Source organism: Pseudomonas sp. FP2335, from assembly GCF_030687535.1.
Classification (GTDB): Bacteria; Pseudomonadota; Gammaproteobacteria; order Pseudomonadales; family Pseudomonadaceae; genus Aquipseudomonas.
This window is the reverse complement of record NZ_CP117437.1, coordinates 5,510,291-5,530,991: the sequence shown is the minus strand read 5'-3', so window position 1 is coordinate 5,530,991 and position 20,701 is coordinate 5,510,291. Positions and strand designations below refer to the sequence as shown.

Sequence of the window (20,701 nt, the reverse complement as noted above, 5' to 3'; positions counted from 1 at the left end):
CCATGACCACGAATGTAATCAGCCTGGTGTCCATCGGCGCCCACCCAACCTCCGGGCGCCCGCGCCGCGCCGAGCAGGACGCGCGCGCGGTGGAGCTGGGCCTGCAACTGGCTGGGGATACATTGCAGGTGCTGCATGCCGGCAACATCGCCGAGCCGACCTTGCGCAGTTATTTGGGCATGGGCTTGCCGCAACTGCATGTGCTGGAACAACCGGCGGGCAGCGATGCCTTGCCTGTGCTCAGTGAATACTTGCGCGATGCCGGTGCCCACGTGGTGCTCGCCGGCAGCCAGGCGGAAACCGGCGAAGGTTCGGGCATGTTGCCGTTCCTGCTCGCCGAGCAACTGGGCTGGCCGCTGATTGTCGGGTTGGCGCAAGTGGAGTCCATCGACGGCGGCGTGGCCCATGTGCTGCAAGCCTTGCCTCGCGGCCAGCGGCGGCGCTTGAAGGTGCGCCTGCCGTTTTTGGCCACGGTGGACAACGCCGCGCCCAAGCCCCGGCAAAGTGCCTACGGCCCGGCGCAACGTGGTGAGTTAGCGGCGCATGAGGTTGAGGTGGCAGAAGACGAACTGTTCAACGCCGCAGTGCTGCAACCGGCCAAGCCACGGCCCAAGCGTTTGAAGGTGATCAAGGCCAAGAGCGGTGCCGACCGGATGAAAGCCGCGACGGCCAAGGCCAGTGGCGGTGGTGGGCAAGTGCTCAAGGGTGTGAGCGCGGAGGAGGGCGCCCAGGCGATCCTCAAGTTGTTGGTGGAAGAGGGTGTAGTCCGCTAACTAGAGAACCCTGCAAAACCATGTGGGAGCTGGCTCGCCTGCGATAGCGGTCCATCAGCTAAGGCTGTACAAGCTGACCCGCCGCCATCGCAGGCAAGCCAGCTCCCACAATTGATTTTCATTGTGCCTGTGGGGCTTGAGGTGTCGGCACCGGCGCTGGCTTGGGCAGCAATTCCGGCAACGGCGGCGGCAACGGTGCCCAGTTGGCATTCGGTTGCTGCATCGGTGGCGGTATCGAGGGCGTCGGATCGCCACCGGTAGGCTTGAGCGTCATCTTCTCGGTGGTGTCGCGCAGAATCATGCCCTCCGTCGAACTGCGCGCCTCGGTGCCGCTGTGGAAGGTGCTGATCTGGGAAATCGGCAGGTCGAGGTTGCGTTCGATCCTGGGAGTCAGCAGCAGGATGATCTCGGTTTTCTGCTGGGTACTCTGATTGGTGCCAAACAGCTTTTTGCCGATCCATGGGATCTGGCTCAACCACGGCAAGCCCGAGCCGTCATCGACGTCGGCGGTGCGGATCAGCCCTGAGACCACCTGGGTTTCATTGTTGCGCGCCGTGAGCAAGGTTCTGGTCGAGCGCGAACCCAATTCAAAAGTGGCAGGCACATTTTCCGAGCCAGCAATGCGCTTGGTGATATGGCTCATCTCCACATCCACTTCCAGGTTCACCTCATCGCTGAGGCTGATATTGGGCTTGACCCTGATCTGCAGTCCCACGTCCTGGTACGCCACGGATGAGGTGGTGACCAGGTTGGCCGTCGTGGTGGTGACCACGGGGATCTTGTCGCCGATATTGACCTGGGCCTCTTCGCGATTGCGCACCCGTACCCGAGGGTTGGCCAGGGTCACGGTGTTGCCGCTGCGTTGCAGCATATTGATGCGGGCCGAGGTGCTGCCTGAGTCCAGCAGGATGTTATCGCCATTGATCCCGCGCAGTGCACTCAGCGGCACACCCGCGAGCCCCGCGGGTACGTTGGCCAGGTTGCCCACCGACAAGCCGAGACTCTCCGGGTACTGGATGCCCAGATTCAGTTCATCCGTCAGGCTGACCTCCAGCACCTGAATGTCGATAGTGACCTCCGATTGCGCAATGTCGATGGCCTCGACCATCTTCTCCACCGCACTCAACGTATCCAGCCCATCGCGCACAATCACCGCATTCAGGCGCTCGTCCACCAGCACTTCCTTGGGTTTGAGCACTTGCTTGATCTCGGCGGCGACGATCTTTGCGTCACCATGGCTGAGGTAAAAGGTGCGCACGGCCAGCTCACGGTATTCACGCTCTTTGTCGGGGCGCTTGGGGTACACGAGGATCGTATTGTTGTTGAGGATTTTCTTGTCCAGGCCCTGGGTCGCGAGCAGCAGGTTCAGCGCATCTTCGGCGGTGGTGCGGCTGGCGCTCATGCTCGCCGAGGCGCTGGGATTGACGTCTTTGTCGATGACGAAATTGACCCCCGACAGCCGCGCTATCGTCTCGAAGATCGTGCTCAGGCTCTGGGCGCTGAACTCCAGGCTCAGGGGTTTGCGCATGGCTTCGGACAGGTCGGCGCTCAGGTAGTCGGCACTCACCAACTCGCGGGTCAGGGCGTTGCGAAAATCCAGGGCCTCTCGGTAGTTGGGTTTTTGCGCAATGATCTGGCGCACCAGATTGAGCGCTTCGACCGGGTTGGCGCGTTTCATTTCATAGGCCCGCGCCAGTTGCGGGCGCAGTTGTTTCATCGCCTCGATGCTCTGGATTTCCTGGCGGGCGCCGAGGTTGCCGGGGTCGTACTTGAGGATGATTTGCAGCGCGCGAATGGCGGCCGCGTCGTCGCCGCGCACCAGTGCGGCGCTGGCTTCGCGGCTGTATTGGGCGACCAGCAACTCCAGCTTGCTGAATTGGGCGGTGCGCAATTTCACATCGTCGGGCGCCTGTTTGGCTTCGGCTTGCAGCACTTCGACCGAGCGCACGATGTCGCCTTGCTGGCGCAGTTCGTCACTGTGCTTGATCGCTCGATCGGTCTCGCAGCCGGTAAGCAATATCAGCACCAGGCCCAGGGGAATCGATGTACGCATCCACATGATCATTCCCCTTCATCAGTGAGTATCCAGGCGCAAGGTGCTGACATGCTTGAGCGGTATGTAGGTCAGCACCACGAGCGTGTCGGTGAGTTTGTCCAGCCGGTAGTGCGCGTCGAGCATCTTGCCGGGCACGATACGTCCCGGTACGGAGCAGCGGTTGCACAGGGTGTATTGGCTGCCGTTGCCTTGCAGCACGACGATTTTCGCTTGGTTCTCGTAGCGCCATTGCGCACTGACAGTGAATGGCAGCGGCGGCGGTTTGGGCGGCGAGTTATCCACAGGTATCGGCGGTGGCGGCGGGGGTGTCCAGGTTTGCGCGGGGAACAGCTCGACCATGGCCGCCGGTGCGTGCACGGGCTGGGGTGCCGGTGCGGCGGCCACCGGCTTGGCGGCCACTGCCGTGGGGGCGCTGACCGGACTGTCCGGCGTGTCCTGCCAGAACAGCCAGGCGCAGCCGATGACGGTGAGCAGCAACAGCACGCGTAGATAGAGAGGCAGCTTCATTGCGTCACCCCCAGCAGGCTGATCTTGAGGTTGATGTTCAGCCGGCTGCTGATGATCTCCTTGCGTTCCAGCATGAGGTTTTCAATGCGCACTGCCGGCTGTTGCGCGATGTCCACCAAAGCCTCGCGCAGCAGGCTGTAGGGCCCGACCAACGGGATTTCCACGTCCAGGCGTTGCAGCCCGGTGTCGCCGGGGGCGGAGTAGGCCAGGGTGGTTTGCTCGATCACGAAGCCGCGTTGGGTGAGGGAGCCCAGCAGCTGTTCCAGGCGCAGCGCAAAGTCGTCGGCACTGGGCATTTTTTCGACGGCCGCAGGCTCCGTGACTTGCACGTCCTGGGGCCGTTCGGCGATGCCGGCCTCCAGTTCCTGGCGGCGCTGGCGGTCGACGATGCCCGCCGGTTGAATCACCGTGACTTCGACCACCAGTGCAGTCGCCATCACGGCCAATGCCAGCAGCCCCCAGGAGCCCAGACGCCGTTGCCATTGCATGAGGTGCCAGCGCACGCGCGGCAGGTGACGAGTCAACGCGTCCATGGGCGATTACCCCGCGCCCACGGCGATCTTGACCTGCACCGGGTGTTGCGGGTCATTGGTCTTGAGGGTGCTTTGTTGCAGGTTCACATGCAGCCGCGGCTGGGCCTTGAGCCGTTCGACAAAGCGGAACGCATCGCCCAGCCGCCTGGCCTCCAGCTCCATGTGCAACAGCTGGGTCTGGGTGTTGACCTCGACCCGGGTCAGGGCCACGTCGGGGGACCAGGCTTGCGCCACGGCGTCGATCAGCGCGAAGGGTGTCGCCGCTTGCTTGGATAGCGCTGCCAGCTGTTGTTTCTGCCGGGGCGACAGGCGACTCGCAGCCTGGATCAATTGCTCCTGGCGTCGCGTCAGCTCGATGAACTGCTGCTCCCGTGCATCGGTCTGGCGTTGCTGGTGGTCCATGCGCTGCCAGTGCAACCAGGTGTTGAGCAGCACTCCCAGCGTGAGCAGCCACAGCATGGCGACCAGCGGCCGATGGACGCCGTCGGGGCGTTGCAAGTCCACCGCTGGCGCCTGCGGCGTGCGCAGGGTGTGCCAGGCGCTGGCGAGCCGGGATTTCATGTGGACGATTCCTCCAGCCACGGATGCAAGGGCCCCAGCCAGGGCGAGACAGGGCGATTGGCGACGATCAGCGTGGTCGTCGCCTGTTGCTGTGCCAGCAGGTCGGCGGTGAACAGGTTGTCGCTCAAGTGGCTGTCGGGGCGGGTGGGCAGCACGCACACCTGGGACGGCGCGCCGCTGTGTCGATACAGGCAACTGAGGCCGCTGGCTTCGGGGACGGCCAGCACGCAGTCTTCGGGCAGGTATCGCCAGTAACGCTGGGCCACGGCCGTGAGCAGCGGTGTGCAGCTCACCAGAGGCAGGTGCGCCAGCTTGAACAGCTCGCGGATGTCTTGCAGCAGGTCCCGTGGCAGGGCCACCGCCAGGCGATCGCGGCCGAAGCTACTGTTGGCGACCTGGACCTGCCAGTGTTCGCTGTCGATACCGGCCTGTTGGCTGAACGTGGCTTCGGCGAAGCCCTGCCAGTCAGTGTGGCGATGCAGGTCGTCTTGCCACGGCAGCATCAGGTAATGCACGTGGGGAAACCCCAGCAGCACGCTGGCCCGGTCCAGAAAGCGCACGCGACCGCGCGGCGCCTGTGCGAGCAGTTCGGCGCAGGCGGCCAAGGGTTCGCCGGCCTGTTCCGCGCGCCATACCGTTGCACCGCGCCAGCGCGGGCGCGCAGCCCAGACGGCGCCGCTGCTGTGCAGCCACACCACATGCTCAATGAAAGGGAAGGACACGGAGGATCTCCTTGATCGTGGTGTGGCCCTGGGCGGCATGGGCCAGGCCGATCTCACGCATGAACACATGGCCAGTCTCACGCGCCAGCTCGCGCAAGGTGGCTGCCGAGCTGCGGTTGAGCAGGCCCTCCTTGATGCTGTCGTTCAGCGTGAGCACTTCCGCCAGGGCGAGCCGTCCGCGATAACCCGTGTGACGACAGGCGTCGCAGCCTTTGCCCGCGCGGTAGTGGCCGTGTTTGAGTTGGTCATCGGCAAGCTGGACGAGGCGGGCGCTGTCGGCGTCGGGTTCGGCATTCACCGCACAATCCGGACACACCCGCCGCACCAGCCGCTGCGCGACCACACCGTTGAGGGCTTCGACGAAGCTGGCCGGGTCCACGTCCATGTAGGTAAAGCGTTCAAGCACGCTGAACGCGCTGTTGGCGTGCACCGAGGACATCACCAGATGCCCGGTGAGTGCCGCTTGCACCGCGATGCCGGCGGTTTCGCCATCGCGGATTTCCCCGACCAGAATGGTGTCGGGGTCATGGCGCAGGATAGAGCGCAGACCGCGGGCGAAGGTCAGCCCCTTTTTGTCATTCACCGGAATCTGCAGCACACCGGGTAGTTCGTATTCCACCGGATCTTCGATGGTGATGATTTTTTTCTCGCCGGTGTTGATCTCCGACAGGGTCGCGTACAGCGTGGTGGATTTGCCGCTGCCGGTGGGCCCGGTCACCAGCAGCATGCCGTAGGGCTCGCTGGCCAGCAGGCGGATGCGGGCGATGGTGTCGGCGGCGAGGCCGAGGCTTTCCAGGCTCAGGGATTCACCGCGCTGGGACTTGTCGAGAATCCGCAGCACCGCGCCTTCGCCATGGATGCTGGGCATGATCGACGCACGAAAATCCACCTCACGGCCTTGGATCTTCATCTTGAATCGCCCGTCCTGGGGCACCCGGCGCTCGCCGATGTCCAGTTCCGACAGGACCTTGATCCGCGACAGCGCCTGCTCGGCCATGTCCAGGCCGTTGGCCTTGCCCATCGCTTGCAGCACACCATCGATGCGGTATTTGATGTCCAGGCCTTCGGGGTTGGTCTCCAGATGGATGTCGCTGGCGCGGCTTTGCAGCGCATCAAACAACATGGAGTTGATCAGGCGCACCACGGGGTTGTCGTCGCGGGCGATGCTGCTCAGGGAGATTTCCTGGGCGGCCTGGCCGACGCGGGCGTCTTCATTGTCCTCGCCAAAGGGCTGCATCACGCGCTGGCTGGTTTCGGCGAGCGCCAACTGGGCCTTGACCGCGCCCGGCAGGCTCATCGCCAGGGGCAGTGAATGCAGGCTGGGAGTGGACTGGATCCAGTGCCGATTGGCCAGGGTGAACGGGTCGCCGAGCGCCAGGCAGGGGTAGCCCTTGTAGTCCAGGGGCAGCACGTTGTGCATCAGCGATTGGGGCAGTGACAGCAGGTCGAAGCGCCAGTGGTTTTCCGTCAGGTGCTCGGGTTTGATCGGCGTCAGGCCCAGGGGGGTGGCGATGGTTGCGAGTTGATCGGGTGCCTTGTCCAGCACTTCCAGCAGGTAGTTGGCCAGGGACATCGAGCGTTGTTGCGCCAATGCTTGCCATTGCCGTGTCTGTTCGCTCATGGCGCTACCCTTGAATGGAACCTGCCAGTTCGAAGATCGGCATGTACAACATGAACACGATCAGGCCGATCAAGCCGCCCACCACCAGCATCAACAGAGGCTCGAAAACTTTGCTGAAGAGTTCGATGGCGCGTTCCAGCGCTTCATCGTGAAATTGCGCAATGCGCTCGCACATCGCCGCCAGTTCACCGCTCTGTTCACCGACCCGTAACAGGCGTTCGGCGACGGCGGTGGTCAGTTGATGGCGGGCCAGGGACGTGGACAGCGGCTGCCCGGCCTGGATGTCGGTCATGGCCTGGCGCAGCGCGCCCTGACGCTCGGCGGGCAGTAGTGCGCCGGACATGTGCACCGCCGTGACCACGGGCATCCCGCCCATCAGCAACATGCCGGCGGTGCGGTAGAACCGCGCGAGGATAAACAGCGTGCGCTGGGCGCCGAGGCTGGGGATCTTCCAGAACAGGTCGGCGACGCGCCGCTTGAACGCGGCGCTGCGCAACAGCAGCACCAGGCCGACAATTGCCAGCGCCACGCCGATCAATAGTTCGCTGCCACGGGTCTCCACCAGCGCGCCCCACCACACCATGAAACGTGCGGTGGCGGGCAGGTCGGTGACCGAGTCGAACACCGAGGCGAAGCGCGGGATCACGAAAAACAGCAGGAACAACAGGATCAAGGCGCCGACGCTGAGCACCACCAAGGGGTACATCAGCGCACCGCTGACGCGTTTTTTCACTGTCTCCAAGTGCGCCTCGAAATGGTGATAACGACGCAGCGCCACCGCCAATTGGCCGCTGTGTTCCGAGGACGCCACGGTGGCGATCAGCAACTCGGGAAAGGTCTGTGGCTTGAGCTGCATGGCCTTGGACAGAGCGTTGCCCTCGTACATCGAGGCCAGCAAGTCGCTCATCACCTGGCGGTTGATCCCCGGCGGCGCCTTGTCGCGCAGGGTCTCCACGGCTTCCACCAGCACCAGGCCTGCGTCGAGCAACACCACCAACTCCTGGATAAACAGGCCCAGGGCGAACTTGGCGCGGCGGCTGGGCAACTTGAGCTGGCGACGGGTTTTCAGTGAGACAACCTGGGCGCCATCGGCTTGCAGTTGCTGGCGCGCCTGGGCGAGGTCGCTGGCTTGCAGGCGCAGGGTCTGCAAATGGCCGTCACGGATGATGCGGGCGTCGATGTCGATCATGGTGCCGGCCTCGCCAGTTGCTCGCGCTGTTGCAGCAACGCGCCGTAGTAGCGCCATACCGCCAGCGCATAGCTGGAACGGCGCGCCTCACGATCCGGCCGGCCCCCCGCGTTGTAGGCCCCGACCGCCTGCCAGCCATAGCCGGTCTGTTGAATAAACCCGGCGAGGACCCATGCGCCGACCATCACGCTGGTGCAGGGCTGGCTGATCAATTGTTGTTCGGTAATGCCCCAGCGGGCGAGGGTGGGCAAGTGGCGGCTGTTGATCTGCATCAGGCCCAGGTCCTGGCTGCCGTCGCCGTTGAGATTGCGTGCGTTGGGGTTGAGGTTGGATTCGACCTTGGCGATGGCGTACAGCAACAGCGGATCGACGTGATAACGGCTGGCCGCCAACTGCCAACAGTCGGCCTGGGCGGTGCCCACGAGGCACAGCAAGGTCAGGGCGATCCGCAGCGTGTGCATGTCAGAGTCCGTAGACGATGTCGGCGTAGGTGTTTACACCGCCGGCCTTGCCATCGCGGCCCAGCGAGATGATCTCGGCATCGTTGGGCGGGGTGCCGGGGTTCTTGAAAATGTACGGGTTGCCCCAGGGGTCTGGCGGCAGCGTTTTCAGATACGGCCCCTGCCAGTTCGCTGCGTTGGCGGGGCGGGTAGTGAGGGCGTTGAGGCCCAGGGTTTCGTCGGGGTAGTTGCCGTTGTCCAGGCGGTACTGGTTCAAGGCATCCGCGATGGACTTCATCTGGCCCTGGGCGGTTTGGACTTTGGCCAGCTCGAGCCGGTCGAACATTTTGGGACCAACGTAGCCGGCGAGGAGCGCGATGATCAGCAGGACGACGAGCAGCTCCAGCAGGGTGAAGCCGTGTTGGGGGTTGTGGATAAGCGTGCGTGTGCGCATGGCGATACCCGACGGTTGTGTGTAACTCTTCCGGCCCGCAGGGGGAGCGGGCACCGCCGGTAGGACTGCGTTAGAACCAGTACTTATTTCAACTGTAGCGTCGGTCGATGTACGGCGCCGAAGGGCACCCTATAACGATTGGCACTTTTCTATATCGTTATTGTGAATAACAAGCCTTTTTGGAAAAGCGCCGCGAGGTTCTCGCGGCGCCTCAATGTTTACGCTAGGTTCTGTATGGCGTTGTCGGTGTGCTTATCTGGCGATCCAGGCATCGTCCCAATTAGATCCGGATCCTGGCTCGTACTGGGTCGCACTCGGCGTCCATATCGCGCACCACCCGGCGACGCTTCCCGGCTTGCATTCGTAAACCTTGCCATTTTTGGGTTGAAGTACGAGGGTTCCCGCTTTGTATGACTTCAATTGATCAGGGAATACGAAGTCATATTTTTGCGCTTCACCCGTGCCGGTCAGTGTGAGAGGGGCTGAGGACTGGCGTGACGTGCGGCCATCTTCGGTTGTTCCTGTCGCAATGAGCGTATGCAGCCCAGGCTGAGAACGGATAGCCATGTCCAGCCAGGCTCCCGTGTTGCCTACAACGCCTTTGGCGGTCCCTACTGCTTTGTTGGCAGCATCAAATAACGTGGTTTCCACGTTCATTGTCGGGTCGGCAATGACGGTGAACTTCAGATCATATTTCCCATCCGTCAGTTGGTTGTCAGCAGGGAGGGCGGATATGGTCATGCGCGCATTAGGATTTTCCTTGATGTCTTTCTCTATTTCGTAATGCGTTATCAAACTTGCCGGGGCGGCGTAAATATCATTTTCACCACTTTCGGGAACAATCGTTCCATCGGCTTGAGGCTTGCCTGCTTTGACCAATGTTTGCGTGTCATTGAATTTTTTCGCGAGAACACGAGGCCATTGCTCCGGCATCCCTTCTTCTGGCGTTCCGATCGTGGTCGAAACGGAATAAGTCTGGCTTTCCCCAGAACTACTGAACGCACGTGCCTTGACCGAATCTCCGGGCAGTAAGGTGTCTACGGGCAAAATACTGCCGATCTTTTTCATGCCCGGTACGCCCGGCCCGATCTCGATGTTCACGTCAATGGGTTTGTGAAATGCCATTGGGGTGTCATCAACGGTCCACTTCGCGAGAATAACGTGGTAGCCACTCTTGCCAGGGGGAATCACACAGTTGTGAGTGAGCCCCGTGGCGGGCACCACGTTGCCCGCGTTGATGCTACAGAACGGTGCGGGGTCGAATGACGCACGGGTGAGGGGTTGGTTCTGATTCCAGCCGTTTTTTGTAACGAAGTACTCATACATGGTGGCCCGGTGTGGCGCGGTAAAGGTCCATGTGAACGAGATATTCGAATCTGAAATATCCGTTTTATTCCATCGAGTGGCTGTCTGGGCGTCCAGGGCCGCGAAGCGCTGATTGCTGCCGCTGGCAATTTCGCCATCAACCGGGCCTTGCCCTGGTGCGCCGCCTTTGCCATTGGGAAAGCCCTTGTATGTTTCGCCTGTGCTTTGTCGCTCCCATTGTGCGCCGCCACAGTTAATGTTCTGTCCCTTGCTGCACTTGTCAGCGCGTGAACCGTCCACATCGCCATGGGCAAAAACGGTCTGTATGGGCATCAACATACAGGCTGCCAGCACGTACTTTTGAAGCACACTCATATATCGAAATAAGTTGTTCATGCTCTATTCCACCTTCAATTCAGATAAACAAGTTCCGAACTGCTGGAACGACCAGTTGTGTAAATGCATTCACGTCATCGATTCAGCTGATCTCCCATGGGAGCGGTGCGGGTTGGAGGGCTACTCTGTACAGAGCCATACAGAAACACCCACCCTTGATAACTGCCTTGCCCTGTAAAACTCTGATTGATCACTGCAAAGTTGCCTTGCTTGAACGGTGTGCCGTGGGCTTTGCTGAATACGCCCATGATGGTGTCACCCGGGCCAGCGACTACGCCCCAGTCTGTGGTGCCGCTCAGGGGGTCGTTGTAGAGCTTGCGCAGGTAGCGTTTGACGGTGGGTTGGCGGCGGTCCTGGACCAAGTCTTCGAGGGACTGGGGAAAGGTGTTGCCCTCGCGGTAATACAGGCCGATCGCCCGACGAATCTCGTTGCCCCGCGCGAGCAATTCCAGCTCACGCTCGCGCTGCAACACGCTGGACCACAGCGTGCCCACTTGCATCAACATCACGGCGACCACCGCCACCGTCACCAGCATGCCCATGAACACCGAGCCATGTTGGCGCTGCTCACCAGTCGGCATAGGCGCTCCCGTCGTTGGCAGTGCCGGGCGCGCCGCTGCGCACGTCACCCAGGCCTTGTTCGTCCGAGGGTTGCAGTTGCCAGGTGTCGCGGCTGCCGGTCACCGGGTCCCGGGGGATCTCACGCAAGTAGCGCTTATCCACCAAGGCTTGCAGGCTGTCGGGGTTGGCGCCGTGGTCTTCGCGGTATTGGTCCAGGGCCTGGCGGATCGACGACAGGTTGTGGCGCAGCACGGTTTCCTGGGCCTTGGCGTGCTGGCGGAAATACTGGGGTGTCACGAGGGTCATGAGGGTCGCGATGATGGCCATGACCACCAGCAACTCGATCAGGGTAAAACCCCGATTACCAGGTGTTGTAGGGCGTTCCATTCAAACTCTCCCGAGTGTTGCGCGATGAAACGTCGAAGACATCTTCCCCCTCTTGCGGGCTGTCGGCGCTGCTCTTGTAACTGCGCAGTTGCCAGGTTTTTTCAGGCGCAAGTTCCGCACACTCGCAGACTGGATCGCGAGGAATGCGCCGCAGGAAATAGAGTTTTTGGCCTTGCAGGTTGGTTTTGTCCGTCACGCCTTCCACCAATGCGTGCAAGGTGGGCGGGTAGCCGCTGTCGGTGACGCTCTTTTCAATGCGTCCGTCGTCGCTGGCTTCCTTGTAGGAATCGATGGCGCGCCGGATCTCCCGCAACGAGCGCTGCAAGTCGAGTTCACGATCACGTTTTCCCATCAGTGCTGTCAGCGGATATGCCACTGTCGCGAGCGTGGCCAGCAGGGCCAGCGTCAGTAGTAACTCAATCAGCGTAAAACCTTTGGCGCAGTGATGGCTGGTTTGACCCTGCCAGATCACCGTGGTCTCTCCTGTTGTTGCGCCAAGGACGTCCGCGTTAACCCAGGCTTGTGAGGTTGGATGCAACAGTCAGTGTAGATGCCGTATGTTTTTTGTACAGTTGCGCGGGTTACCCACAATCGCTGTGAGCGTAGCTGTGGATAAGGTGTTGGTGCTTGTCCACAGCCCACGCCAATCAACGGCTCCAGGCCCTTGTATGAAAACTGACCAGGCTAAGTCACGGTTTTTAAGGCAGTTTTCGTGTGGATAAGGCACCCGCGGGTTCTGGAGTTGCCCCCAAAGTCTGTTGGCGCTTCTGTGGATAAGATGTTTGCTATCGGCTACAGGCCAGGTGGATAGGGCGTTTCACGCATGTGATCATATTTTGATCAATTGCCGATAATTGTGCGCCCAATTCCCTCAAAGCCTCGATTTATGAAGCTTTGAGGTGGTTTTCCACAGCGCTTTCAAAGTTACACCCAAAGTCTGTTGGCGCTTCTGTGGATAAGGTGTTTGCGTACTGCTGCATGCCACGGATTACGTGGCCTGTAGGGTTATGATCAAAAAATGATCAGTGCGTGCTCAAAACCGTCTGACTGAATAAGTCACGGATTTTCTTCGGTTATTTTTGGCTGGGAGGCACAGTTGCCCACAATTGCTGTGGGTGGCTTTGTGGATAAGTTGTTGGGCAAAGGCTGGAGGGCCTATTGCTCGAGGCCTGTAGGCTGTATGGCTAAATTTTGAACAGTGTGCGGATCAAACTGTGGGAGATTCCATGGTTGAGGGGCAGCCTATCTGCCAGCGGCGCCGATCAACTGTGGGAGCGGGCTTGCCCGCGAAAGCGGTGTATCAGTCAACTTCATCCGTGACTGACACTGCGCCTTCGCGAGCAAGCCCGCTCCCATATCAAGCCCGCATGTTTGTTTATTCGTGTGCGGCCACGCCCTTGAGGTAAGGCGCCGGCGCCGCCCCCAGGTTGTTGAGCATGCGCTCGCTGTACCAATCCACGAAGTTCACCACGCCGAACTCATAGGTCTTGGAGTACGGGCCCGGTTGGTAGGCGGTGGAGTTGATACCGCGCTGGTTCTCTTCGGCCAGGCGACGGTCCTGGTCGTTGGTGGCGTCCCACACCTGGCGCATGCGCTCCACGTCGTAGTCCACGCCTTCGACGGCGTCTTTGTGCACCAGCCACTTGGTGGTGACCATGGTTTCCTGGGCGCTGATCGGCCACACGGTGAACACGATGATGTGGTCGCCCATGCAGTGGTTCCACGAGTGCGGCAGGTGCAGGATGCGCATCGAGCCCAGGTCCGGGTTCTTGATGCGGCCCATCAGCTTGGCGCAGCCCTGCTTGCCGTCCAGGGTCATCGACACGGTGCCCTTGAGCAGCGGCATGCGCACGATGCGGTTACGCAGGCCGAAGCTGGCGTGGGCGTACGGAATCTTCTCGGCGTCCCAGGCGGCGGCCGATGCGGCGACGTGATCCTTGAAGGCCTGGTCGGCGCGAGGGTCGGTGACGTCGTCCCATTCCAGCAGGGTCTTCAACAGTTCCGGGTGCGACGCGTTGCAGTGGTAGCACTCGCGGTTGTTTTCCAGCACCAGCTTCCAGTTGGCCTTCTCCATCAAGGTGGTTTGCACCGCCACCTTGGTGTTTTCCATGTCGTACGGTTCCATGTAATGGTTCAGCGTCGACAGGAAGTCATCGATGGCTGGCGGGTTCTCGGCCAGGCTGATGAAGATGTAGCCGCCAGCGGTCTTCACGTTCACCGGCTTCAAGCCATACTGCTTCATGTCGAAGTCAGCACCCATCTCGGTGCCGGCGAACAGCAGGCGGCCGTCCAGCTCGTAGGTCCACTGGTGGTAGTGGCAGACCAGCTTGGCGACCTTGCCCTTGTCGCTGGTGCACAAGCGCGAGCCACGGTGACGGCACACGTTGTGGAACGCATGCACCACGCCTTCGGCGCCGCGGATCACGATGATCGGGTTCTTGCCCACTTGCAGGGTCAGGTAGTTGCCCTTGGCGGGGATCTCGCAGGTCATGCCGGCGATCAACCACTCTTTCTGGAAGATTTCCTGCATGTCGATATCAAACAGTCGCTCATCAGAGTAGAACGGCTGTGGCAGCGAGAAAGTGCGCTCGCGCTCTTGCAGCATTTGCGCGGTGGCCTTGCGTGCGGGTTCCAGCGGATCGCCCAAGCTTAAGGTTGCGGTGACGTCCATCGTGTGTGTCCTCATGGCCATTCTGTGTGGCCGGCGAATAGTGGCTACGGTTGGTGCAGTGCAAGGCGTAAAGAAAGCGTCGTTGTTGGGAGCGAGTGTGGGGCCGCCGATGGGTTGAACCTTATCCATGGGCGACATGGCCCAATCTGTTCCCGACGCGCAAGCCTAGGTAGTTGGGGGCTGGTCGCGATAAGTATGTGAATGTCGCAGATAGGTAAATGGGCGGTTGCGACGTTACGCAGAATCGCCACCATAAAGCCGAACATCGGCAGTGGAGAATCAGCATGTCCAACAGCTTCCTGAATCCGGTAACCACCCAGACCTGGGCCAATGGTCGACACATTGTCCGTTGCGTCAAAGTCATCCAGGAAACCTGGGACGTGCGCACCTTCTGTTTCATGGCCGACCAGCCGATCCTGTTCTTTTTCAAGCCGGGGCAGTTCGTCACCCTGGAGCTGGAAATCGAAGGCCAGCCGATCATGCGCTCCTACACCATTTCCAGCTCGCCGTCGGTGCCGTACAGCTTCTCGGTGACGATCAAGCGCGTGCCGGGCGGCAAGGTGTCCAACTGGCTGCACGATACCTTGCACGAAGGCCAGGAGCTGGCGGTGCACGGGCCGGTCGGCCTGTTCAACGCCATCGATTTCCCCAGCCCGAAAGTGCTGTACCTCAGCGGTGGTGTCGGGATCACCCCGGTAATGTCCATGGCGCGCTGGTTCTACGACACCAACGCCAACGTCGACATGACGTTTATCCACAGCGCCCGCTCGCCCAAAGACATCATCTACCACCGCGAGCTGGAACACATGGCCTCGCGGATCGACAACTTCAGCCTGCACCTGATCTGCGAAAAGCACGGCCTGGGCGAACCATGGGCGGGTTATCGTGGCTACCTCAATCACAAGATGCTCGAGCTGATGGTGCCGGACTTCCTTGAGCGCGAAGTGTTCTGCTGCGGCCCGACGCCGTACATGAACGCGGTGAAACGCCTGCTGGAAGTCGCCGGGTTCGATATGGCGCGTTATCACGAGGAATCCTTCGGTGCCACGCCGGCGGAAGCGCGTGCCGATGCGGTAGAGCAAGCTGAACAAGCGGCGGATGCGCCGGAGATCGACCTGGCGGATCTGCATCAAGTGGAGTTCATTGCTTCGGGCAAAAGCATCCGCGTGGCGCCGGGCGAAACCGTGCACGCGGCAGCGGCCAAGCTCGGCCTGTTGATCCCGAAAGCCTGTGGCATGGGGATCTGCGGCACGTGCAAGGTGATGAAGCTGGGTGGCGAGGTGGAGATGGAGCACAACGGCGGGATCACCGAGGAAGACGAGGCCGAGGGTTACATCCTGTCGTGCTGCAGCGTACCGAAGGGTGACGTGCGCATAGAGTTCTGACAGCGGGCGCAGTTCAGAGTAGGAGCGGGCTTGTGTGGGAGCGGGCTTGCTCGCGAAAGCGGTGTGTCAGATCACTGATCTGGTGACTGATACTGCGTATTCGCGAGCAAGCCCGCTCCCACATCAGTGGTTACTGGGCGTAGATATGCACGACGAAGTGCTGACCAGATGCTGTCAATTCATAGACTTTATCGTAGATCCTCAACGTCCTTGATGGCTCGCGGATGGTGTCGCCGACTCTGGCGGATTTCCTGAACTCATCCCAGTCGATGACTGTGGTGTTGACGCCGTCGTCGCTTTGCAGGGTGGTAAAGCTGCTTTGATATTCCATGGTTTGGCTCTCTGCTGGATTTCCATTTCCGGCCGATGATTCGGCAGGCAGTTGTACCCGAAAGGTGGCCGCTGCAGCGGCCTTTTCCTTGCGGGTTCCAAGAGGCTAGTCAATGAAAATACAGTGTGCTGCTGTCAGAAATATCAAATAACAGACTCGGCATAGCGCCAGTATCCGCCTGGATCAGGCGCCCATCACTTTCCGAATATCCTCAGCCAATTCCCTTACACGTTCCTCTTCTGTGTCCCACGCACACATGAAGCGCGCGCCGCCTTTGCCGATGAAGGTGTAGAAGCGCCAGCCCTTGGCTGTCAGCGCCGCAATCGCCGGCTCCGAGAGTTGCAGGAACACGCCGTTGGCCTGCACCGGGAACATCAACTCCACGCCGGGAATATCCGCCACCAGGCTGCTCAACAGTTGCGCGCAATGGTTGGCGTGGCGTGCGTGTTTGAGCCAGGCGTCGTTTTCCAGCAGGCCTACCCACGGGGCAGACAGGAAGCGCATTTTCGACGCCAACTGGCCGGCCTGTTTGCAGCGGTAGTCGAAGTCTTCGGCCAGCTTGTGGTTGAAGAACAGGATCGCTTCACCCACGGCCATGCCGTTTTTGGTGCCGCCAAAGCACAGCACGTCGACGCCGGCCTTCCAGGTCAGGTCGGCCGGCGAGCAGCCCAGGAATGCGCAAGCGTTGGAGAAGCGTGCGCCGTCCATATGCAGGTTCAGCCCGAGTTCCTTGCAGGTGGCGCTGATGGCGCGGATTTCGTCCGGGGTGTACACGCTGCCGACTTCGGTGGCCTGGGTCAGGGTGACCACGCGGGGCTTGGGGTAGTGGATGTCCTGGCGCTTGAGGGCGATCTCGCGGATCGATTCCGGAGTCAGCTTGCCGTTTTCGGTACGGGCGGTGAGCAGCTTGGAGCCGTTGGAGAAAAACTCCGGCGCGCCGCATTCGTCGGTCTCGACGTGGGCAGTTTCCGAGCAAATCACGCTATGGTAGCTCTGGCACAGCGAGGACAGCGCCAGGGAGTTGGCGGCGGTGCCGTTGAAGGCGAAGAACACTTCACAGTCGGTTTCGAACAGGTTGCGGAAACCGTCGGCGGCGCGGTGGGTCCATTCATCATCGCCGTAGGCACGTTGATGGCCGTGGTTGGCTTGTTCCATGGCGGCCCAGGCTTCCGGGCAAATGCCGGAATAGTTGTCGCTGGCGAATTGTTGGCTCTTGTCAGTCATGGCCCATTCCTGTGGTCGATGTTGGTGCGCACTGTAACCAAGATTGTCGCGGGTGCGCACGCTCTGTAAATGCAAAGTCACTGGGGAATTATGCACGGCACTCACACCTTGCCTGTCGGACCCGTCCGAGATGGCGCTTTGGACTTGCTCAAGTGGCTGGCGCTGCTGTGCATGGTGCTCGATCACCTGCGCTATGTCGGGTTGAGCCTGGATGGTTTGTATGTGCCGGGGCGCCTGGCGTTCCCATGGTTCTGCCTGGCGATTGCGGCGAATCTGCACCGGGTGAAAGGGGCGCCGGTCAGCGGGCGCTACCTGGGCTGGCTGCTGCTGTTCAGTGTGATCAGCGAGGTACCGTATCGGTTGTTTATCGAGGATGCCGATACGTTGAATGTGTTGCCGACCTTGGCGCTGGGAATGCTGGTTGCGCGAGGATGGCAGCAGAAGACGCTTTTTGATCGAGGATTGGCGCTGATTGCCCTCACGATAGCCGGCGTGTTTTCCCCGTACCTGATGTTCGGATTTTTTGGCGTGCTGCTGCCGTTAGCGATGCTGCTGGTGTTTAGCCGTGCCTGGTATTTCAGTGTATTGCCGGGGTTGGTCTGCGTGGCGGCCAATCAATGGCAGGTGTTGCTCGATAGCGGCACGCTGTTGGCTTATTTGGGGCTCGCCACATGCCTGATCGCGCCATTGGCTGGCCTTGTCTTGTTGCGACATGGCAAAAAAGCGTCGCCACCGGCCATGCGCCGCTGGGCCTACACCCTCTACCCTCTGCATTTTCTGCTGCTGTTAACCGTCCGCAAAATCATTGCGTAACCCCCTGTGGGAGCGGGCTTGCTCGCGAATGCGGTGGGTCAGTCAACACATGTATTGGCTGGCCCACCGCATTCGCGAGCAAGCCCGCTCCCACATTTTTTCTGCGGCGCTCAATGAATGTCGTAAACGCACCTTTGCGTGGCGTGCGTAGGCATTTGATCTACAGGCGCCAGCCCTACCATCGCATCAAAGGGCCCTGCACCGGGCCTCAACAATACGAAAGGCTGGGAGAGACGCGATGTTCAGCAAACAAGACCAGATCCAGGGATATGACGATGCACTGCTGGCGGCGATGAATGCCGAGGAGCAGCGCCAGGAAGATCATATCGAGCTGATCGCGTCAGAGAACTACACCAGCAAGCGCGTGATGGAAGCTCAAGGCAGCGGCCTCACCAACAAATACGCCGAAGGCTACCCAGGCAAGCGTTACTACGGTGGCTGCGAGCATGTGGATAAAGTGGAAGCCCTGGCCATCGAACGCGCCAAGCAGCTGTTCGGCGCCGATTACGCCAACGTGCAGCCGCACTCCGGTTCGTCCGCCAACAGCGCCGTGTACCTGGCCCTGCTGCAAGCCGGCGACACCATCCTGGGCATGAGCCTGGCCCATGGCGGCCACTTGACCCACGGCGCCAAAGTGTCGTCCTCGGGCAAGCTGTACAACGCAGTGCAATACGGCATCAACACCGACACCGGCCTGATCGACTACGACGAAGTCGAGCGCCTGGCGGTCGAGCACAAGCCGAAAATGGTCGTGGCCGGTTTCTCTGCCTACTCCAAGACTCTGGATTTCCCACGCTTCCGTCAGATCGCCGACAAGGTTGGCGCGCTGTTGTTCGTTGACATGGCCCACGTCGCCGGCCTGGTTGCCGCTGGCCTGTACCCGAACCCGCTGCCGTACGCCGATGTGGTCACCACCACCACCCACAAGACCCTGCGCGGTCCACGTGGTGGTTTGATCCTGGCCAAGTCCAACGAAGAGATCGAAAAGAAACTCAACGCCGCCGTATTCCCCGGTGCCCAGGGCGGCCCGCTGATGCACGTCATCGCCGGCAAGGCCGTGTGCTTCAAGGAAGCGCTGGAGCCAGGCTTCAAGGCCTACCAGCAACAAGTGATCGACAATGCCCAGGCGATGGCCAGCGTGTTTATCAAACGCGGCTACGATGTAGTGTCCGGCGGCACCGATAACCACCTGTTCCTGGTCAGCCTGATTCGTCAGGGCCTCACCGGCAAAGAGGCGGATGCCGCCCTCGGTCGCGCCCACATCACCGTCAACAAAAACGCCGTGCCGAATGACCCGCAGTCGCCGTTCGTGACCTCGGGCCTGCGTATCGGCACCCCGGCGGTGACCACGCGTGGTTTCAAAGTGGCGCAGTGCATCGAACTGGCCGGCTGGATCTGCGACATCCTCGACAACCTCGGCGACGCCGATGTCGAGGCCAACGTGGCCAAGCACGTGTCTGCCCTGTGCGCTGATTTCCCGGTTTATCGCTGAGCGCGGTTTTGGAGTAATGACTATGCAACGCTACTCGGGCTTCGGCCTCTTCAAGCACTCCCTCAGCCACCACGAAAACTGGCAGAAGATGTGGCGCACGCCCACCCCTAAAAAGGTCTATGACGTGGTCATCGTCGGCGGCGGCGGGCATGGTCTGGCGACCGCCTACTACCTGGCAAAAGAACACGGCATCACCAACGTGGCCGTGGTCGAGAAAGGCTGGCTGGGCGGCGGTAACACCGCGCGCAACACCACCATCGTGCGTTCCAACTACCTGTGGGACGAGTCGGCGCACCTGTACGAACATGCGATGAAACTGTGGGAAGGCCTGTCCCAGGACCTGAACTACAACGTGATGTTCTCCCAGCGTGGCGTCTACAACCTGTGCCACACCCTGCAAGACATCCGTGATTCCGAGCGCCGCGTGAGCGCCAACCGCCTCAACGGCGTGGACGGCGAGCTGCTCAACGCCAAGCAAGTGGCCGACGAGATCCCGTACCTCGATTGCTCGAAAAACACCCGCTACCCGGTACTCGGTGCCACCGTGCAACGGCGTGGCGGCGTGGCCCGTCACGATGCCGTGGCCTGGGGCTTTGCCCGTGCGGCCGACGCCCTTGGCGTGGACCTGATCCAGCAGACCGAAGTGATCGGTTTCCGTAAGGAAAACGGCGTGTGCATCGGCGTGGAAACCACCAAGGGCTTTATCGGCGCCAAGCGCGTCGGTGTGGTCACGGCCGGTAACTCCGGGCACATGGCTTCGCTCGCCGGCTTCCGCCTGCCGATCGAATCCCATCCGCTGCAAGCGTTGGTGTCGGAGCCGATCAAGCCGATTATCGACAGCGTGATCATGTCCAACGCCGTGCACGGTTACATCAGCCAGTCCGACAAGGGCGACCTGGTGATCGGCGCCGGTATCGACGGCTACAACGGCTATGGCCAGCGTGGTTCGTACCCGGTGATCGAGCACACCATCCAGGCCATCGTCGAGATGTTCCCGGTGCTGTCGCGCGTACGCATGAACCGCCAGTGGGGCGGCATCGTCGACACCACGCCGGACGCCTGCCCGATCATCTCCAAGACGCCAGTGCCGAACATGTTCTTCAACTGCGGTTGGGGCACCGGTGGCTTCAAGGCCACTCCAGGCTCAGGCAACGTGTTTGCCGCCAGCCTCGCCAAGGGTGAAATGCACCCGTTGGCCGCACCTTTCTCCATCGACCGTTTCCACAACGGTGCGTTGATCGACGAACACGGCGCTGCGGCCGTCGCCCACTAACAGGAGA

Annotated in this window: 21 protein-coding genes; 5 read left to right on the top strand and 16 right to left on the bottom strand. The window is 61.1% G+C overall.

Annotated features, from left to right (window positions below; genetic code table 11):
- Nucleotides 1-2: 2 nt before the first annotated feature.
- Nucleotides 3-773, top strand: coding sequence for an electron transfer flavoprotein subunit beta (locus PSH81_RS25005; protein WP_192299880.1), 771 nt, complete (start codon nucleotides 3-5; stop codon nucleotides 771-773).
- A 118-nt stretch (nucleotides 774-891) separates the two neighbouring features.
- Here PSH81_RS25005 and PSH81_RS25000 read toward each other — a convergent pair whose 3' ends face one another.
- The 14 genes from PSH81_RS25000 to gbcA form a co-directional block, all read right to left on the bottom strand.
- Nucleotides 892-2,832: a secretin and TonB N-terminal domain-containing protein gene (locus PSH81_RS25000; protein WP_226454512.1), complete on the bottom strand. Its 1,941-nt coding sequence runs from the start codon at nucleotides 2,830-2,832 to the stop codon at nucleotides 892-894.
- 15 nt (nucleotides 2,833-2,847) lie between these two features.
- The gene (locus tag PSH81_RS24995; RefSeq protein WP_305391662.1) at nucleotides 2,848-3,336 is read right to left on the bottom strand and encodes a hypothetical protein; all 489 of its coding nucleotides are present in this window, start codon (nucleotides 3,334-3,336) and stop codon (nucleotides 2,848-2,850) included.
- Complete coding sequence (locus tag PSH81_RS24990; RefSeq protein ID WP_226454510.1) at nucleotides 3,333-3,869, bottom strand: hypothetical protein; 537 nt, start codon at nucleotides 3,867-3,869, stop codon at nucleotides 3,333-3,335. Before PSH81_RS24990 ends, PSH81_RS24995 begins: the two co-directional genes overlap by 4 nt.
- A 6-nt stretch (nucleotides 3,870-3,875) precedes the next feature.
- Nucleotides 3,876-4,430, bottom strand: coding sequence for a hypothetical protein (locus tag PSH81_RS24985; RefSeq protein WP_305391661.1), 555 nt, complete (start codon nucleotides 4,428-4,430; stop codon nucleotides 3,876-3,878).
- Complete coding sequence (locus PSH81_RS24980) at nucleotides 4,427-5,152, bottom strand: hypothetical protein (protein ID WP_305391660.1); 726 nt, start codon at nucleotides 5,150-5,152, stop codon at nucleotides 4,427-4,429. The genes PSH81_RS24985 and PSH81_RS24980 overlap by 4 nt, the downstream gene beginning before the upstream one ends.
- The gene (locus PSH81_RS24975) at nucleotides 5,133-6,773 is read right to left on the bottom strand and encodes a GspE/PulE family protein (RefSeq protein WP_305391659.1); all 1,641 of its coding nucleotides are present in this window, start codon (nucleotides 6,771-6,773) and stop codon (nucleotides 5,133-5,135) included. The genes PSH81_RS24980 and PSH81_RS24975 overlap by 20 nt, the downstream gene beginning before the upstream one ends.
- A 4-nt stretch (nucleotides 6,774-6,777) precedes the next feature.
- On the bottom strand, nucleotides 6,778-7,962 hold the full coding sequence (locus PSH81_RS24970; protein ID WP_226454506.1) for a type II secretion system F family protein: 1,185 nt from the start codon (nucleotides 7,960-7,962) through the stop codon (nucleotides 6,778-6,780).
- Nucleotides 7,959-8,423, bottom strand: a complete 465-nt coding sequence (locus PSH81_RS24965) for a transglycosylase SLT domain-containing protein (protein ID WP_305391658.1) — start codon at nucleotides 8,421-8,423, stop codon at nucleotides 7,959-7,961. Before PSH81_RS24965 ends, PSH81_RS24970 begins: the two co-directional genes overlap by 4 nt.
- A 1-nt stretch (nucleotide 8,424) precedes the next feature.
- Entirely contained in the window at nucleotides 8,425-8,856 is a 432-nt protein-coding gene (gene gspG, locus PSH81_RS24960) for a type II secretion system major pseudopilin GspG (protein WP_226454504.1), read from the bottom strand.
- A 252-nt stretch (nucleotides 8,857-9,108) separates the two neighbouring features.
- The gene (locus PSH81_RS24955) at nucleotides 9,109-10,557 is read right to left on the bottom strand and encodes a lytic polysaccharide monooxygenase (RefSeq protein WP_226454503.1); all 1,449 of its coding nucleotides are present in this window, start codon (nucleotides 10,555-10,557) and stop codon (nucleotides 9,109-9,111) included.
- A 74-nt stretch (nucleotides 10,558-10,631) separates the two neighbouring features.
- A complete protein-coding gene (locus PSH81_RS24950) occupies nucleotides 10,632-11,138 on the bottom strand; it encodes a type II secretion system protein (protein WP_226454502.1) in 507 nt (168 codons plus the stop codon).
- Nucleotides 11,125-11,505, bottom strand: a complete 381-nt coding sequence (locus PSH81_RS24945) for a type II secretion system protein (RefSeq protein ID WP_305391657.1) — start codon at nucleotides 11,503-11,505, stop codon at nucleotides 11,125-11,127. The genes PSH81_RS24950 and PSH81_RS24945 overlap by 14 nt, the downstream gene beginning before the upstream one ends.
- Nucleotides 11,480-11,974, bottom strand: a complete 495-nt coding sequence (locus PSH81_RS24940; RefSeq protein WP_305392804.1) for a prepilin-type N-terminal cleavage/methylation domain-containing protein — start codon at nucleotides 11,972-11,974, stop codon at nucleotides 11,480-11,482. Before PSH81_RS24940 ends, PSH81_RS24945 begins: the two co-directional genes overlap by 26 nt.
- Nucleotides 11,975-12,880: 906 nt before the next feature.
- The gene (gene gbcA / locus PSH81_RS24935; protein WP_192299868.1) at nucleotides 12,881-14,176 is read right to left on the bottom strand and encodes a glycine-betaine demethylase subunit GbcA; all 1,296 of its coding nucleotides are present in this window, start codon (nucleotides 14,174-14,176) and stop codon (nucleotides 12,881-12,883) included.
- A gap of 284 nt (nucleotides 14,177-14,460) precedes the next feature.
- On the opposite strand from gbcA, the gene gbcB reads away from it, so the two are divergent.
- Entirely contained in the window at nucleotides 14,461-15,561 is a 1,101-nt protein-coding gene (gbcB, locus tag PSH81_RS24930; RefSeq protein WP_192299867.1) for a glycine-betaine demethylase subunit GbcB, read from the top strand.
- Nucleotides 15,562-15,691: 130 nt separating this feature from the next.
- Here the strand turns inward: gbcB and PSH81_RS24925 are convergent, their stop codons facing one another.
- Entirely contained in the window at nucleotides 15,692-15,892 is a 201-nt protein-coding gene (locus PSH81_RS24925; RefSeq protein WP_305391656.1) for a hypothetical protein, read from the bottom strand.
- 183 nt (nucleotides 15,893-16,075) lie between these two features.
- On the bottom strand, nucleotides 16,076-17,116 hold the full coding sequence (locus PSH81_RS24920; protein ID WP_226454499.1) for a low specificity L-threonine aldolase: 1,041 nt from the start codon (nucleotides 17,114-17,116) through the stop codon (nucleotides 16,076-16,078).
- A 90-nt stretch (nucleotides 17,117-17,206) separates the two neighbouring features.
- Between PSH81_RS24920 and PSH81_RS24915 the strand changes: the two genes are divergently transcribed.
- The 3 genes from PSH81_RS24915 (at nucleotide 17,207) to PSH81_RS24905 (ending at nucleotide 20,694) form a co-directional block, all read left to right on the top strand.
- Nucleotides 17,207-17,929, top strand: coding sequence for a TraX family protein (locus tag PSH81_RS24915; protein WP_226454498.1), 723 nt, complete (start codon nucleotides 17,207-17,209; stop codon nucleotides 17,927-17,929).
- A 238-nt stretch (nucleotides 17,930-18,167) separates the two neighbouring features.
- A complete protein-coding gene (gene glyA, locus PSH81_RS24910) occupies nucleotides 18,168-19,421 on the top strand; it encodes a serine hydroxymethyltransferase (protein WP_226454497.1) in 1,254 nt (417 codons plus the stop codon).
- Between the two features lie 22 nt (nucleotides 19,422-19,443).
- Nucleotides 19,444-20,694 carry a sarcosine oxidase subunit beta gene (locus PSH81_RS24905; RefSeq protein ID WP_034115307.1) on the top strand — a complete coding sequence of 417 codons (1,251 nt, stop codon included), beginning with the start codon at nucleotides 19,444-19,446 and terminating at the stop codon, nucleotides 20,692-20,694.
- Nucleotides 20,695-20,701 lie beyond the last annotated feature (7 nt).